This is a genomic window from Algorimicrobium algoritergicola (genome assembly GCF_008086165.1).
Lineage (GTDB): Bacteria > Bacteroidota > Bacteroidia > Flavobacteriales > Flavobacteriaceae > Algorimicrobium > Algorimicrobium algoritergicola.
The window spans coordinates 203,899-219,582 of the sequence record NZ_VSKL01000003.1 but is presented as its reverse complement, the minus strand read 5'-3'; the positions used below and the strand labels follow the sequence as shown (position 1 = coordinate 219,582).

Sequence of the window (15,684 nt, the reverse complement as noted above, 5' to 3'; positions counted from 1 at the left end):
GTTTTTAGCATGCTCGTTTCATAACAATTAAAGCTTATATATTATGTAGTTGGTGGTATCTGAATTTGAAATCACATACATGCGAACGTATTTAGCCGCTTCATGATAAGGCATTCTGAACGCAAAATCAGTACTGTCCAAAGAGATAAGGCGTTTTTCTAAATTGTCAGAATCGTTTACAAATTCAACAATTTTTTCTAGCGGATTTTTTATGTAAAGTGTTTCAATCACCTTTAATTCTTTATCCAATAAATCACATGTTAAATTACCCGTTTTCATGAGTTCTTTTTCTTCATGAAATCCTTTAATCCGTCCTTTTGCTAATACCGTTTTTAAATGACTTATTGTTGGTATTGCATCGGATGATTTTTTAATATGATAAGTTAAAAAAATCATACTGTCAGCTACTTTTTTAGTTTCTTGTTTTACGGAATTGTTTTGTGCGTAAACAGTTGAACCAAAAGTAAAAACGGATAGTAATATGAGAAGCGTTTGTTTCATAAATAAATACGGATTGTATTAATCTGTAAAGTTAGTGATTTAGCAATTAAGTCATTATCAAATTTTTGTTTTTTCACCTAAAATTAATCTACGGAAATCCGAACACCTTCGCTATGGCTTGAAAATTCTGGCGCATACATGCTTTGAATCGTGGTAATGCCATTACTCATATTTCCTGCATTGTTCACGCGTAAATCGTATTCAAACACATAAATTCCTTTTGGTAAATAATCGAAAAAGAAATTAGTGCTCGCATCTTTCGTGCTTTCATAATAACCTAGGCCATCTTGCCATTTGTAAGTTGACAACACGTTGATAGGTTCTAATCCTGCAGCACGCATATCTTTCATGTGAATGAATTCCATATCACGATCGCTTTGCAATTCAATACGTACTCTGACCAAATCGCCAACCTGCAAAGCGGTTTCTGATGTGATTTCTGAAATAACTTCACCAGAATCTGTATTGGTTTTTTTGAAGAGTTTCTTCTTCAATTGTAGCGGTGTTTTCGCTGTGGTAATTTTATCTAAATCTTCAAAATATTGCCAGTATAAACTTCCCCAAGCAATACCTTTCCCCGTTTTTGTTAAGGTAACATCTGCCATTTCTGGTTTTATTTCTGATGCATTCCAAGATGTTTTATAATAACCTGTTCCCGCTTCCACTTTTACAGCTTCTAACTTTGAAGGGTCAATTTTTTTGTTGCCAACTAAAACGGTAACGGCTTCGGTAACTGATAGCCAATCGCTTCCCTGTAATAGTAATGCGTAAACGGCATCACTTGTTGCTTTGGTGCTTTCCCATTTATTGGTTTGCTTATTTTTTAATAACCACATTTTTAGATTGTCAATATCATGGGTGTTATTGGTTGCGCTATATATGTTGGAGCCAACTTCCTGAAACGCTTCAATCAGTAAAGCTTGGGTTTCAATTGGTGCTTGATACCAATGCCAAGATGCTGTATTGTCTTTCCAATACATGCCTAATTCGTCATTAGTAATACTGGTTTCTTTTAAAGATTTTAAAATTTTGCCAGCAGTTTTAGCGTTGTTCATTCTATGTGAAATAAGCGTCATTAAGCCTTTTGAATAGATAGAACGCGACAACCAATAGGTGTCTATTTGACCTAAATAGTATTCCGAAATATCTTGAACTTCTTTGCTACGCTTTACATCTGGAAAGAAGCTTCGCATGTATAAATAATGGAGTTGCGTATAACTTAAATGGTCTTTGCTTAAGTCAACATTCTTAGTGTATTTGGTGATGTTTTTATATTCTTTTATGAATTCATTATCTAAATAAGAAATAGCGTTTGAAATCATAGATTCTTCGCTAGCGCTCTGAATGACATTCAATTTATCCAAATGTCCAAAACCTGTAATAATATGTTGGGTTATAAAACGGTTTTCGCGTCCACCTTTAAACCAAGGCCATGCGCCTGACGTCATTTGATTTTGTTCTAATTTACCTAATGCGTTTTGCAATTCGCTTGTCATTTTATTCAAATCGAATAACAAAGCAATCCGTTTTTTCTGTTCTGTTTCACTTTGGGCATCTCTTAACCAAGGTGTTTCTTGAATTAATATATTTTTTAATTCGGGGTTTTTCTCCAAATTCGAAACTAATGCGTCCGAATTTCGCCACTGATTAAATACCTCCTGAATCCGTGGGTTGCTATTGGCTATGTGACTTGCCAAGGCATTTGCGTAATAGCGACTAAAGGTTTGCTCATTACAGTCATACGGATATTCCATTAAATAGGGAAGTGCCTGAACCGCATACCAAGCTGGATTGGAGGTCATTTCCAAAGTCAGTTTGTGATGTTTTAAACTAGATGAGGTATTCTTTTTTAGTTTATCCAACGTAAAAGTTCTTGTTTCATTACTCTTAATCCACATCGGCAAGGTTTCGGTTACCAATAATCGGTTAGATAAAACAGGCATGGCATTTTGTTCGCCATCACTAAAAGTGCCAGCTTTGGCAACTACTTTATATTGAACAGCATTTACTGTTTCGGGAATGTTTAATAACCAAGATACTTGGGTGTTGCCTTTGGCATCCACTTCAAAACTTTTTGTGTTGTTGGTGTTTCCTAAAATAGTATCAATAGCTTTTCCAGTTATAGCATCCGTGAGTTGCAATTGCGCTTGTCCTGATAAGGTGTTTTCGGTTAGATTCGCAATTTTAGTACTGATGGTTATGGCATCACCATGGCGTAAAAATCGTGGCGCGTTGGGAATAACCATCAATTCTTTTTGGGTAACCGTTTCTAAACTGGTTGATTGACTTTCCAAAGTTTTAGTATGTGCTAAAAGTTGTAATTTCCATTTAGTTAAAGCTTCTGGTGTGGTGAAACTAAAGCTCACATTGCCTGCTTCATCTGTTTGTAATTGTGGAAAGAAAAAAGCGGTTTCTTGGAGGTTTTTGCGAACTTGAATTTTTGAGAAATCTTCTTTCTTCGTATTAACAACGATGACACCATTCGCGCCTTCTGAACCATATAATGCGGACCCTGCCGCACCTTTTAAAACGTTTGTCGACGTGATACTATCTGGTGGTAAATTAGCCAAAGTTTCAGCGCTTGAAATAACACCATCAATTACAATTAATGCCTGATTAGAACCCGTAATAGAACGGTTTCCTCTTAATACGATTCTATTTGCTCCTTCAGAATCACTATCACTCGTGTTAAGTGCTATCCCTGAAACTTTGCCTTGTAATTTTTCAACCACCACTTCACTAGACTCCATTACTAATTCACCTTCATAAAAATAACTGTTATCCCCAAAATAAAACCCAAACCAATTCAATTGGTCATAACCTTGATGTGGAAACCCTAAATTTAAACGTGGTGTATTTTGTGTTCTGAAGTTTTGAATTCCAAAACTGTAATGCGCTTGCCTTGTAGAATTAGAATTATACATTGGTTTATCTAACGGATAGAATGTCCAATTATGTGGTTGAAACTGATCTAATGAGGTGTCATACATACTGGCTAAAATTTCAGCAGACACTTTTTCACCTTGAGGTCCTTTAATTTTAAAAGCCCATGTTTCATCGGTTCCCGGTTGCAATTTATCTCGGAATGTGGTGGTCTCAATTTCTAAATCGGTTTTAGGATAAGGTACCGAAATGATTTCTGTTCCCGATTGAAAACTATTCGAAAAAGCAAAACTGTAGTTGACAGCAAATCCGCCAAAATCTGCTTCTGTAACTGGGATTTCAATGGTTTTTTTATTGTTGTTTAGGTTTAAAATATAACTTGAAATCGTTTTTTTGTCTTTCTCAATATCAATCGTAACGATTATGTTTTCGGCTGCTGAACCCATGGTTAGCAAAACAGTATCATTTGGTTGATACGTGTTTTTATTAGTTGTAATTCTAAATAATTGATTGTCAGAAACTGTTTTGTCTTTGTCACTATACAAATTTGTTTTGGCTTCTGCTGTAACCGCTTGACCAAATTTATCGGTACTTTCTAATACAATGACATACAAACCGGAATCCCATTTTTTAATATTTTTTAAGGAAATAGTTTTCGATTTTTCAGTATTAAAATCGGTTTCAAAAACCATGTCGCCTTTTTTCCAATTGTTGGGGTTATCTTCATTCGCATAAGCATCATATGGAAATTTCGCTTTAAATTCAGCTTCTGAAAGCATTTTGTAATCTGGCGCTTCCCAAGGTCTGTTGCGTAAAACCTGTTCTGGTGCTTGCAGTTTATATATTTTAAGCGTTCCAGTTGCTGGTGTAAATTCGCCATTTAAATTTCTGGTATCAATTTCAATACTATGATTTTTAGTGGTTTTGTCTAACGTACTTTCAACAGAAATGGAAGCCGTCATGGCATGATAACCAACATTCACAATAACGGAACTGCTGCGTGTTTCACCATTAATATCGGTAACATCGGCTGTGACTTCATAGTTAAAAATCGGTAAGGTGTTTTTGTCAATATTACTATCTGGAATGGCTTTGAATATGATTTCAAATTCGCCTTTATCGTTGGTGGTACTTTCACCATGGGTAATTTCTTGTGGTTCTGAAAAAGATGCTGGACGATACCAATAATACCAATCTGGATATTGGACTTTCCTATGAACCCGATACACTACTTTGGCATTGGTAATATTACTGCCAGCAAAAGCCAATGCAGTACCTTTTACCGTTATAGAATCATTAATTTTAAAGGTTTCTGTAATCGGTTTGAAGGTGGTTTCAAACTTTGGACGTTTGTATTCTTCTACTGAAAAATACGTGCTTGCATTTCCTAAATGATGCGATTTTCCTAATAATTGGATTCTAAAACCACCAGTTAATCCAGTATTCGGCAAAATAAATTCACCTGAAATAGAACCGTATGCATTGGTTTTTAAAGTTAAACGACTAACCTCTTCACCATTTACATTATATAAAATAGCATCGGTTTCTTCATTTGCCAGAACTTCAGATTTACCATCGGTTGTTTTTATAGAAATCCCTTTAAAATAAACCGTTTGTCCAGGTCTGTAAATACTTCTGTCGGTAAATAGGAAACCTTTATAGCTAATAGGATCTTCGTTTTGTTTGTATTCCGGATTAATATAATAATCACCAAAATAGGCTTTTTCCGTTTTAGAATTGACTTCAATTTTTACCTGTGTCCAACGACTTTGTGTTTTTGAAATTTCAACGTTTCCATCTAAATCTGATTTAACGGTTTTGTGTTTAAAATCACCATTGTAATTCTCCTTGTATGCTATTTTAACAGTCAGATTAAGGATGGGTTGTCCATTTGTTCTATTGATAAATTGATAGGTTTGTTTGTCGTTTTCCGTTTTATCCACCAAAGCAATATTGGTAATTTGAAGTGTTTGAATAGCAAATGTGTTCGCTTCGTTTTTCGCTGAAGCCACAATCAGAAAGCGACCATTTTCCATAGCTGGCAACAAAATTTCCGTTTGATGTTGTTGGTAATCACCTTCATTTTTTAGTGTTGCTTGCCAAGATTTTGCAACGCTCAATTTTTTTACAAACGCCAATTGTTCATCATCTCTATAAATTTTGCTGAAGGCTTCAAATTCATTTTCGTTGAGCTTATAGGCTTTTAGATCTAACGATTTTAAGTTTTTGTATGTCACTAACATTCTGCCATCTTGCTGAATGGGTGAATAGCGTTCTGCACGTACTTGCAGACTTTGGAGTTCTATTAGTTTTTGTACAACAGCACATTTTTTAGCTGCTATACTTTTCGGAAAGTTCTTAATTACGGTTGCGCAAAGGTCATAGGCTTCTTTAATTTTCCATTGCAATTCTGGTGCTGTTTTTGGTTCATAGTGTCCGCCTTGTTCGAAATATAATTGTGCGATTTCAAAAGCGTATAATGCAGATTCCTCTGACGTATAATTAGCACGCGATTCTTTTAAAGTTTCTAAAAACACCGTTTCTTTATTGCTGAAAGTGGCATGGTCTTTTACGAATTTTAAACGCGCAATATCAATATCAACTAATGCTTTTGTGTTGTTATTTTTTAGGTGAAATTGAATCAGCTTCTGATAAGTTTTTAAAGCCTGAAGCTGCAAGGATGTGCTGTCTATTGAGGTGATTTCAGCTTGAGAAAATTCAACTGCTGGACATGAAAATTTTGGATTATTAATTTCAAATTTATAAGCTGGTTGGCTGATGCTGTTTTCATCTGTTTTATAAAAATTGAGCGCAGTGTTTGCTAATAAATCGTAAAGCGTTGGTCTGAATTGTTTGGAGTTTGATTGCGAATAAATAATAGCATCAAAATCGGAAATTGGTGTTTGTTGAAGCATCAACACATTTTCTAAAGACAGGTTGTATTGCGTTTGAATTTCCGTAAATAGCGTTTCTAAATCCCACGTCCTGAAATCGGTTTCATCTACTTTTTCTGCCGTTTTTGTTCGGTTGTAAAATTGCCACCTGTTTTGTTGAAAATATTGCCAGTACATGGTGGCTAACATATTCTGTAAAACATGTTTTGTGGGAGATTCGCTTTGTGCTATTTCTTTCTTGAAATCTGCAATAATTTGTAGTTGCGCATTTTCTTCTAATGTTAATGCATACTTGCTTTTATATAGCAATGCTTTAATCACTTGTGGTTGATTGTTTCCCTGTTTTGCTTTTGTTGAAATTTGCAAAACGATATCTAAAGCCGATTTCGGTAAGCCTTCGTTTTCAAGTTTTTCAACCGATTTCCATAGCGAATCATAATCGCTGTTTTGTGCTTCGGTGAAATTGGCAAATAATACGATCATTGCGAGTATGGTGATGTGTTTCATGTGTTTGTTCTTATTGATATTCCTTAAAATAATGTGGAAATGGTCAGGTTAAAAATAGGCATTTCAGAATCGATTTCCATGTTTTCATCTATGCTCTTTCAGAATGTTTTTCAATTTCAATAATACATTCAAAAGTTGTTCCAAAAAAAGGGAATTGGGTAAATGGTTGCTTTGAATTAGTGAGGCGTCATTTTGGGTAAGGGAAATTTCTTCAAAATCAGAAATGGAATAGAAGTTAAAACGACTAATACTAAAAACCATTTTGAATAGTTATCTTTGAATAATCGATTACTATAATATGAAAAAGTTGCTTTTATGTTTATTAGTTCCCGTTTTTACAATGGCACAACAGACCTTGGATGATGTTGCGTTATTATTGGAACAGAAATATTATAAGCAAGCCGAAACCCTAGTGAAACCGTATGTAAATTCGAATCCAACAAATCAAAGAGCAGTCGAATTATTAGGCGATGCTTATGGGTATCAAGCCAAATGGGATGCAGCCATAAGTCAATATAAAAAACTGGTAGCTATGGATTCCAAGCAAGCCAATTTCCAGTATAAATATGGAGGCGCTATGGGAATGAAAGCTTTGGAAGTAAATAAAGTGAGTGCTTTAATGCTCATAGGTGATGTGGAAGACGCCTTTTTGAAAGCTGCCGAATTGGATAGTAAACATATTGATGCACGCTGGGCTTTGGTGGAATTGTATATGCAACTGCCAGGCATTGTTGGTGGTAGTGTGAAAAAATCTTTAAAATATGCCCATGAGTTGGAAGCGCTTTCTACAGTGGATGGGTATTTGGCTAAAGGCTATATTTATGAATATGATGATGAACCGGAATTAGCCGAAAAATATTATAAATTGGCTATTACAACTGGTGGTTCTATTACTTGTTTTGATAAATTATCGAACTTTTACGAAAAGCAACAGCAACCGGAAAAAGCGATTGCTACTATTGAAGCATCTCAAAAAAAGCATGAACGAAATGCCGTTCATTACCAAATAGGAAAAGTGGCTGCCGAATATAATTTGCAATTAGAAAAAGGGGAAAGCTGCTTGAAAAGGTATATCGCGAATTATTCCGTGGAAGATGGTGTGCCAAAAGCTTGGGCAAATTACCGATTAGCACAGATTTATAAACATCAGAAACGTAAAAAAGAAGCACTTAAATATATTGATTTAGCGTTAGGTGAATTGCCTGAAATTGATGTTTTTTCGGTTGAAAAAGCGGCTATTTTAAATCTCTAGAAACTTAATAATTTGCATTCATTCACATTTCTACTTCCAATTGCAATGTGTATATTTGAAGTCTACAATATCTAGTTATGAACGTACATTTTATAGCCATTGGTGGTGCTGCCATGCACAATTTAGCCATTGCTTTACACAATAAAGGCTACCAAGTTACTGGTAGTGATGATACTATTTTCAATCCGTCTAAATCCCGTTTGGAAGCCAAAGGTTTATTGCCAGAATCATTTGGGTGGTTTCCAGAAAAAATAAGTTCCAGTTTGGATGCTATTGTTTTGGGGATGCACGCCAAAGCTGATAATCCGGAATTGCTAAAGGCTCAAGAACTCGGTTTAAAAATATATAGTTATCCGGAGTTTCTGTACGAACAATCTAAAAACAAAACCCGCGTGGTTATTGGCGGAAGTCATGGGAAAACCACAATAACGTCTATGATTTTACACGTCATGCATTTCCATAATCGCGATGTAGATTATATGGTTGGTGCCCAATTGGAAGGTTTTGATGTGATGGTGAAATTAACCGAAGCCAATGATTTTATGGTTTTGGAAGGCGATGAATATTTAAGTTCGCCCATTGATATGCGACCAAAATTTCATTTATACAAACCCAATATTGCCTTGTTGAGCGGTATTGCTTGGGACCATATTAATGTGTTTCCGACTTATGAAAATTACGTGGATCAGTTTAAAATATTTGTAGATAGCATTGTTAATGGTGGCAGTATAACTTACAATGCAGAAGATGCTGAAGTCGCTCGTGTTGTAGAAGACTCCGTAAATACCATTCGTAAATTACCGTATTACACACCAGAATATACCGTTGAAAATGGCGAAACACTTTTAGAAACACCTGAAGGACCGTTGCCAATTGAAATTTTCGGTAAACACAATCTGAATAATTTAGCAGGAGCGAAGTGGATTTGCCAACACATGGGAATTGATGAAGATGATTTCTACGAAGCCATTGCCACCTTTAAAGGAGCTAGCAAACGACTGGAGAAAATTGCCGAAAGTAAAACTAGTGTTGCCTATAAAGATTTTGCCCATTCGCCTAGTAAAGTGTCTGCAACAACGCAAGCTGTAAAAGCGCAATACGAAGACAAGACCGTAATTGCCTGTTTGGAATTGCATACCTATAGTAGTTTGAATGCCGAATTTTTAAAAGAATACAAAGGCGCTTTAGATGCTGCTGATGTGGCTGTGGTTTTCTATTCACCAGATGCGGTTGAAATTAAGAAACTAGATGCTGTTTCTCATGAACAAATTGCCAATGCCTTTGAGCGGGACGATTTAATAATTTATACCAATCCGGAGGAATTTAAAACGTTTTTATTTTCTCAAGACTTTAATAACAAAGCCTTATTACTCATGAGTTCTGGGAATTATGGCGGATTGGATTTTGATGCTGTTAAGGGGTTGTTGAAGTAGTTTTGGGTTGTCGTTTACGTTTACGTTTATGTATATGGGCAGTAAGGGGTAAAGTATGCGATAATATTCCGCCATTTACTGAACTTGGCAGAAAGGTAATAACTTTGGGGTTAGAAACAAAGCCCTTATTGCCTATATACGGTGTTAGCGGCTGGCTTTATTCCGTCCTGTATTTCAATTTCCGATGTTTCAATGTTTGTTCTGATGTGTGCGTTGGCAAGACATACTCTTTTGCAATTTTTGGCTTTAGCATTGGCTGGTGCGAATTGCAAATGTGTATGGCTTTAGGTGTTGGAAAATATTCCATTCACATCGTAATGAATAAATATTTCCTTTTGACTGTTAGAACTTATCAAGAAATCAATCTTTTCCAAGTGACTTTTCGATTTATCGACTTCTTTTTTTATATCAGAAATTCCAATTCCATAAACCACATTTTTTATTGTAAAATCCGATAAAAGTCTGCCCAGAGAACCAGAGAAGTTTTGCATAGTTTTTATTTCAAATAATTTATCAAAATCCTGCTGATAAAATCTATCCTTGTTTTCAAAAAATAATGCAATTCCATTTTTAACAGCAATGATGTCGGGAATGATACTTCCTTTATTTTTTGTAGTGTGTAATTCATTATTCTGATGTAAAATCACGCCAGTACCACTTTGTGGAAAGTCATAGCAAACAATTGTCCAATCATTCTCTATTAGCCATTCAAGTATATTTTTAGTAACGTTTTCCTCTCTCATTATGCGTCCCTCCATAAAACTCCATCAGGAAATATTATAGCATCAGCAAAATAAGAATAAACCCTAATGTGTTTAACTTTTGAAAAAGTTGAACCATAGCGCATTTGCATATAATATCTTGGAATTTGAGTTTTTTTAAGTGATGAAAAATCCAAACTTAATAAATTCCTTTTTTCACTTTCCTTTACTTTGTCTGTCAAATCTTTTATGGTCGATGTTTTTGTTTTCGGATTATTAGTGACATTTATTGTTCCTTTAGTTGCGTTATAATCAAGAGTTCCAAAGCAAATAATTAAATTTTTATCCCTTTCCTCAAAAGACCTTCCATACCTACACATAATATAGTCCAGTGCCGCTAAAGCACCTGGGTATGGGTCTCCTCTAAATTCGCCATCTATTTGGTAGATAACAGATTCCTTTCTGCTATGGAGCAACTCTCCAATATTAATTGAAGGGCTGCTTTTCTTTTTTAGAAAGTTTATTAAACTTGCAGTAGGTACTGTTGTTGTTGCTGAAATAGGTGAATTCTCTTTTTTAGGATTTTTTTTGCTTGTATATTCACTTGCCATCCATTTAATGCGGTCTCGAATTATTCGTTCTGACTGTAAATTATTTCTTGCGTCAATAGCTCCTACTTTTTCTACTTTTTCAATAATTTTGTTGATAACCTCAAACATCTGAATCATCTCTGTATCAGAAGAATCAGGACAACCAGCATATTTAATCGCTTTTTCCTCCTTTCTACCATTATCCTTTGATGGTGCTTTGTAAGGGTCGGGTTGAGTTTTAAAAAATGTTGGATAATAAAAGAGTAAAGCAGGAATTTTATGAGTAATATTTATTTCCTCCATTGCTCTAAAGATATTTGGGTTTATTTTATCCCAAGCTTTCTTTTTAGTGCTAATTCTTGAAATTATTGTGGCTTCTGGATAGATATATATTGTTGGCACCGCATTTTCAACAGAAGCAGCAAGTCTCGCAAATCTTTGAAAAGAATTGTGACCTGTTCCAGCCTCTTTACTCTCTTCTATAGATACTATGGGTTCAAAACCTTTTGATGTTATAACTTCAATTATTAAATCGTGAGCATCCAGATAAAGTATTTTTTTTATATGGTCAGGAATTGTATGAAAATGATTTGTTTTTGCATCACTTTCAAATAATATTCTCTTCTCACATTTTCTACTTTTTAAAATCGTCTTATCAATTATGTAATCTGCGAATCCTTCTGTACTATACCAAATTCTGTAACTTATCATAAATATTTTTTTATTGCTATTGCTACAGCTTTTGCCAACAATGGAGGAACTGCATTACCTGTTTGTACTCTCGCTTGAACTGTTCCACCTTTAACAACAAAGTCATCTGGAAAGCTTTGGATTCTACATCTTTCTCTTATTGTTAAACCACGATTGTCTTCTGGGTGTCCAAGTTGAAATTGAGGTCTAATTCCACCAGAAACTTGAGTTGGGCTTAAAATATCCCAAGCCAATCTTATACGTTGCTTAAACCTTTCATACATTGGCTCGCCAGGTTTTGTGTTTTTGATTTTTTCAATTGTAGCTATCGGATGATTGGGAGCAGTATGACTTGTCACGCTTCCATTAGTATTCAATCGCATTAGCTCTTGAAAATCGCTGAAAGGCATTTTCTGATATTTGGTTTTAGTTTCTTTGGTTTTTAATGATGGTAAATCTCCAATAGCATCTTTTATGGTTACATAATTTTTTTCTGTTTCTGGCCCGTGTGTTTTGATTATATCTTCAAAATTAAATTCTTTATCTCTAATCCCAACAAATACAAGCCTTGTTCTTTTTTGTGGAACGCCATAATCTGGTGCGTAAAGAAGTTTGCTTTTAACCTGCATTTGCCCAATTTCACTTAAATGTATTTCAATATCTTTTACAAAATTCCCGGTGCTTTTCATTCCTGAAACGTTTTCAAGTACGACAACTTTTGGTTGCAAAACTTCGACAAAACGAGCGAATTCTTTGTACATAAAATTTCTGTCATCATTCTCGTGTCTCTTTCTATTATTTAAGGAAAACCCTTGGCAAGGAATACCTCCAATAAGTACATCAAGTTGTCTACCATTAAGTAATTCTTTTATTACTTCTGGATTAACTTTCTTTACGTCTCCTGTAATTGTCGAGCATTTTGGGTGATTTGCTTGAAACGTTTTAATAGATGGAGTATGAATATCACAACCAAGTATAGTTTCAAAACCAGCCATTTCAAAACCTAAAGATGTCCCTCCACATCCACAGAATAATTCTGCTACAATTGGTTTTTCAGTATCAACATTACTTCCTTTTTTAAATATTGGTTCTTTATTCCAATAATATCCATTTTCCTCTACTTTTACGGAAGTATCCCAAATACTTTTTTTAATAATATCTGGTTCTTCTTCTCCGTAAATGTTGATTTGTCCATCTTCTAAAATCGTAGAAGTTTCATCAATTACGCTATATTCTTTAGTTTCTGGCATTTCCTGTTTTTTCGTATGTTAGTTGTTGTTCTGCTACCTTTAAAGCGTTAAGTCCTTCTTGTTCATCTTTAACTATCTCATATAGTTTAGTTCCAATCCACAAAGCATTCAATTCCGAAAAGGGATAATTAAATATTTTACTTAAGGTTAAAAGATGTTCTCTTTTCAAAGTTTTTTGATTGCTCTCAACCTTACTTAAAAAGCCATCTCCAATTTCAAGTTTAGAAGCTAATTCCCTTTGAAACATTCCGTAACTTTCACGAAGTTCTTTTATTTTTTGACCGAGTGTCATTTTACCTTTTTTAGACTTGACTAATTTAGGTCAAATTTAAATATAATTTTCAAATATTTCGTAGAGTGGTTGGAAAATTTTAGCTCTTTTGGTTTTTTCAAACGTTGGCTTTGAGCATTGGCAAAAACCGAAAGTGCTAAAATATGCGGCTGGCTTTTTCGGTTGGATTTTCAATAGTAACGAGATTTTTTTTCAGCTTGCCGCTAACGATATAATATGAATCTGTTTTAATGATTTATATTAATTGTAAACGAAGTTCGGGTTATTTTTTCTAAAACACAATAAGTAGTTCTACGTATATTTTATTAATTATCGTAATGAATTAGAAATCTCACATCTATATAAAAAAAACCACAAAACAATAAACTAAAATAAAGGCCGTTAAACTATACAGAACCAACCACCTATCCTTTATTCGAAGCAAAATTACGTTTTTTAACCACCTTAATTTTTTAAAATATGATACGTAATTTGTTAATTATTCTTGTTTTAGTATGTGCTTTTTCCTGTTCTTCAGATGATGATACTGGAACGCAACCAACCAATGAAATTAGCGATCCTGGATTTTATGGTTTGCAAATTGGGAATTCATGGGTTTATAAAAGCTATCTATGGAATTCAAGCACAGAAATCTATGATGATACAGGTGTTGTGGATTCTATTAGTATTGTTGGTACAGACGTAATAAATGGTAATACCTATTTTAAATTTAGAAGATTAACAACTGGTAATACTAGTAATGCACCACTATTAAGCCTTAATGGTGAGTATTTTGAGCATGTAAGGGATTCCTTGGGAAATCTGATTTATGATGATGGTAACATAAAGTTTACGCATTCCGATTTAACGGAACGAACTATTACGATTCAATCTTGGGGAACTGTTTTTGAAACGTTAACAGAAAATGAAGCGTCAATGACTGTGGAAGCAGGTGTTTTTACTTGTAACTATTCAGAGCGTTATTCTAAATCACCAGAAGGCGACCTATTTCCGGGTTTAGATCGTTTTTATTATGCCGAAGGTGTTGGGCTTATTTATGATACAAATTCATTTGTCAACACACCATTCCACGCAGTTGAGCGTCGTTTGGATAGTTATAATGTGCAGTAAAAACGTAAACCTAAATTTAACCTACTGGTTACGGTTGCTTTAGCGCATAAACAGCATTTTCTAAATTATCCGCATCCTGTTTGCCAACGACTAGTTTAAAACCATTGCGTTCTAATAAATTAATGGACGCTGTATTGTTTTTCTGTGTGTAGGCTTCTATATTGTCTAGATTTAACGTATTAAATCCAAAACGGAGGATGTTTTTTAAGGATTCATCCATAATACCTTTGCCTTGGGCAATTGGGTTTAAATCGTAGCCAACTTCTGCGGTTTTTCTGTCCTCTGAAAAATTCCATATAGAAATACTCCCTAACATCTGGTCTTTGCCTTGTTCGGTAATTACCCAATAGTAGGAGGTGTTTGTGTCTGTTGCGTTGCTGATTTTAGTAATAAACGCGATGGCTTTTTCTAGCGTTTCCGCAGGTGGCCTTTTTACAAATTGATTGACATCTGTATCCGAACGCAAATAGGAAATAGCTTCCCAGTCGGTATGTTTTAGTTTTCGGAGCAGTAAGCGTTCTGTTTTTATTTCTGTGAATAAACTCATGTGGATTTATAAGTAAGTTAAAATTAGGCAATAAATTATACACGGCCTAAATTAACTTTTTGTTAGTTTTTCAGCGGTAATTCCTCTTCAATTAATTTTTTTATTTCTTCAAATTGGTTTTTTAAACTCATATGAAAAAGCAGTTGCGAGTTTGATTGGAAAAAGTGATTATCTATAAGGTTTTCAAATTGCTCGTTGTTGATTAAATCTTTGTTATGTGAAAAGTTGAATTTAGAATCGCCTAAATCATATCCTGAAAATTTTTGGTCCATGGTTCTAAAGTTGAAATTTTCAAATAAAAATGGCTGTAAAATTTGATCATTATAGTGAGAATACGTTTTATCAGCTTCTGATATATTTTCAATAACAGAAGGTAAACCGTACAATTTACTTTTCAAATCATCAGAACCTATTAAAGCTACTTTCCCGGTGTTTAACCCTTCATTCAGCGTTCCTGTTCTTACTTTATTATTTACGCCCATAATAGAAACGAAAATCAGGCTGTCTAAAGATTTTAAACTTTCATCATTTGGCTGTTTATTAATGAGTTCAAGGATTCCTTTTGAACTCATTACCATACTTTTAATTTTCTTAATTTTAATATTGATTAGTACAATGTTTTCATTGACTTCCGTTAGTAGTCTTTGATTAAATTTAATGGACTCATTTTTGTTTGTCCTATCAATATTCCAGTTGTTTATTTGAAGCGCAAGTAAAATACCGATAACGACAAGGGTAATTTCTCCAATGGCATAAATAAGATATTTACTAAATTTATTTCCGTAATTAATCGTTGACGAATTTTCCGAAATATTTTTATCATTGAAGTAGTTGATTAGTTTCTTTAAATGTATGATAATTAATCAACTAAAGGGGTGATTCATAATGAAGGCTAACGTGTTTGTGAATTATTAGTAGCGTGGTTAAGCAATTAATGTAACAAATAAAAACGAGATAAAAATTAGTGTCTGCCAATAGACAGGCGTGATTCCCGACGCTTCGGGAGTCTTAAGTAGGCTAGAAGCAGACCCTTA

At 34.3% G+C, this 15,684-nt stretch carries 11 protein-coding genes; 3 read left to right on the top strand and 8 right to left on the bottom strand.

Annotation, left to right across the window (positions count from 1 at the left end):
- Nucleotides 1–27 precede the first annotated feature (27 nt).
- Both ES675_RS10160 and ES675_RS10155 read right to left on the bottom strand, forming a co-directional pair.
- Nucleotides 28–501: a hypothetical protein gene (locus ES675_RS10160; RefSeq protein WP_066251793.1), complete on the bottom strand. Its 474-nt coding sequence runs from the start codon at nucleotides 499–501 to the stop codon at nucleotides 28–30.
- Between the two features lie 83 nt (nucleotides 502–584).
- Nucleotides 585–6,785 (bottom strand): alpha-2-macroglobulin family protein, encoded by a 6,201-nt coding sequence (locus ES675_RS10155; protein ID WP_066251798.1) that lies wholly within the window; start codon nucleotides 6,783–6,785, stop codon nucleotides 585–587.
- Between the two features lie 298 nt (nucleotides 6,786–7,083).
- Here ES675_RS10155 and ES675_RS10150 point away from each other — a divergent pair, with 298 nt between their 5' ends.
- Together ES675_RS10150 and ES675_RS10145 are read left to right on the top strand one after the other, a co-directional pair.
- Nucleotides 7,084–8,037 (top strand): tetratricopeptide repeat protein, encoded by a 954-nt coding sequence (locus ES675_RS10150; RefSeq protein WP_066251800.1) that lies wholly within the window; start codon nucleotides 7,084–7,086, stop codon nucleotides 8,035–8,037.
- A 77-nt stretch (nucleotides 8,038–8,114) separates the two neighbouring features.
- A complete protein-coding gene (locus ES675_RS10145) occupies nucleotides 8,115–9,470 on the top strand; it encodes a UDP-N-acetylmuramate--L-alanine ligase (RefSeq protein ID WP_066251804.1) in 1,356 nt (451 codons plus the stop codon).
- Nucleotides 9,471–9,754: 284 nt separating this feature from the next.
- On the opposite strand, the gene ES675_RS10140 is transcribed toward ES675_RS10145, so the two are convergent.
- Genes ES675_RS10140 through ES675_RS10125 form a run of 4 tightly spaced genes read right to left on the bottom strand, consistent with a single transcriptional unit; the run spans nucleotide 9,755 to nucleotide 12,993 of the window.
- On the bottom strand, nucleotides 9,755–10,228 hold the full coding sequence (locus tag ES675_RS10140; RefSeq protein WP_148367425.1) for a hypothetical protein: 474 nt from the start codon (nucleotides 10,226–10,228) through the stop codon (nucleotides 9,755–9,757).
- Nucleotides 10,213–11,472 carry a hypothetical protein gene (locus tag ES675_RS10135; protein WP_066251812.1) on the bottom strand — a complete coding sequence of 420 codons (1,260 nt, stop codon included), beginning with the start codon at nucleotides 11,470–11,472 and terminating at the stop codon, nucleotides 10,213–10,215. The genes ES675_RS10140 and ES675_RS10135 overlap by 16 nt, the downstream gene beginning before the upstream one ends.
- Nucleotides 11,469–12,701 carry a DNA cytosine methyltransferase gene (locus tag ES675_RS10130; protein WP_066251815.1) on the bottom strand — a complete coding sequence of 411 codons (1,233 nt, stop codon included), beginning with the start codon at nucleotides 12,699–12,701 and terminating at the stop codon, nucleotides 11,469–11,471. The genes ES675_RS10135 and ES675_RS10130 overlap by 4 nt, the downstream gene beginning before the upstream one ends.
- On the bottom strand, nucleotides 12,688–12,993 hold the full coding sequence (locus tag ES675_RS10125) for a helix-turn-helix domain-containing protein (RefSeq protein ID WP_066251818.1): 306 nt from the start codon (nucleotides 12,991–12,993) through the stop codon (nucleotides 12,688–12,690). Before ES675_RS10125 ends, ES675_RS10130 begins: the two co-directional genes overlap by 14 nt.
- A 459-nt stretch (nucleotides 12,994–13,452) precedes the next feature.
- On the opposite strand from ES675_RS10125, the gene ES675_RS10120 reads away from it, so the two are divergent.
- On the top strand, nucleotides 13,453–14,103 hold the full coding sequence (locus ES675_RS10120; protein ID WP_066251822.1) for a hypothetical protein: 651 nt from the start codon (nucleotides 13,453–13,455) through the stop codon (nucleotides 14,101–14,103).
- A gap of 28 nt (nucleotides 14,104–14,131) precedes the next feature.
- Here ES675_RS10120 and ES675_RS10115 read toward each other — a convergent pair whose 3' ends face one another.
- Nucleotides 14,132–14,650: a GNAT family N-acetyltransferase gene (locus ES675_RS10115; protein ID WP_066251825.1), complete on the bottom strand. Its 519-nt coding sequence runs from the start codon at nucleotides 14,648–14,650 to the stop codon at nucleotides 14,132–14,134.
- A 62-nt stretch (nucleotides 14,651–14,712) separates the two neighbouring features.
- Nucleotides 14,713–15,222 (bottom strand): hypothetical protein, encoded by a 510-nt coding sequence (locus tag ES675_RS10110; RefSeq protein WP_148367421.1) that lies wholly within the window; start codon nucleotides 15,220–15,222, stop codon nucleotides 14,713–14,715.
- Nucleotides 15,223–15,684: the final 462 nt, after the last annotated feature.

Bases quoted from the DNA above. Each gene is read 5' to 3' on its own strand.
- ES675_RS10115 (WP_066251825.1), bottom strand. From the start codon at position 14,650: ATGAGTTTATTCACAGAAATAAAAACAGAACGCTTACTGCTCCGAAAA.
- ES675_RS10125 (WP_066251818.1), bottom strand. From the start codon at position 12,993: ATGACACTCGGTCAAAAAATAAAAGAACTTCGTGAAAGTTACGGAATG.
- ES675_RS10160 (WP_066251793.1), bottom strand. From the start codon at position 501: ATGAAACAAACGCTTCTCATATTACTATCCGTTTTTACTTTTGGTTCA.
- ES675_RS10155 (WP_066251798.1), bottom strand. From the start codon at position 6,785: ATGAAACACATCACCATACTCGCAATGATCGTATTATTTGCCAATTTC.
- ES675_RS10120 (WP_066251822.1), top strand. From the start codon at position 13,453: ATGATACGTAATTTGTTAATTATTCTTGTTTTAGTATGTGCTTTTTCC.
- ES675_RS10145 (WP_066251804.1), top strand. From the start codon at position 8,115: ATGAACGTACATTTTATAGCCATTGGTGGTGCTGCCATGCACAATTTA.
- ES675_RS10135 (WP_066251812.1), bottom strand. From the start codon at position 11,472: ATGATAAGTTACAGAATTTGGTATAGTACAGAAGGATTCGCAGATTAC.
- ES675_RS10150 (WP_066251800.1), top strand. From the start codon at position 7,084: ATGAAAAAGTTGCTTTTATGTTTATTAGTTCCCGTTTTTACAATGGCA.
- ES675_RS10110 (WP_148367421.1), bottom strand. From the start codon at position 15,222: ATGAGTTCAAAAGGAATCCTTGAACTCATTAATAAACAGCCAAATGAT.
- ES675_RS10140 (WP_148367425.1), bottom strand. From the start codon at position 10,228: ATGGAGGGACGCATAATGAGAGAGGAAAACGTTACTAAAAATATACTT.
- ES675_RS10130 (WP_066251815.1), bottom strand. From the start codon at position 12,701: ATGCCAGAAACTAAAGAATATAGCGTAATTGATGAAACTTCTACGATT.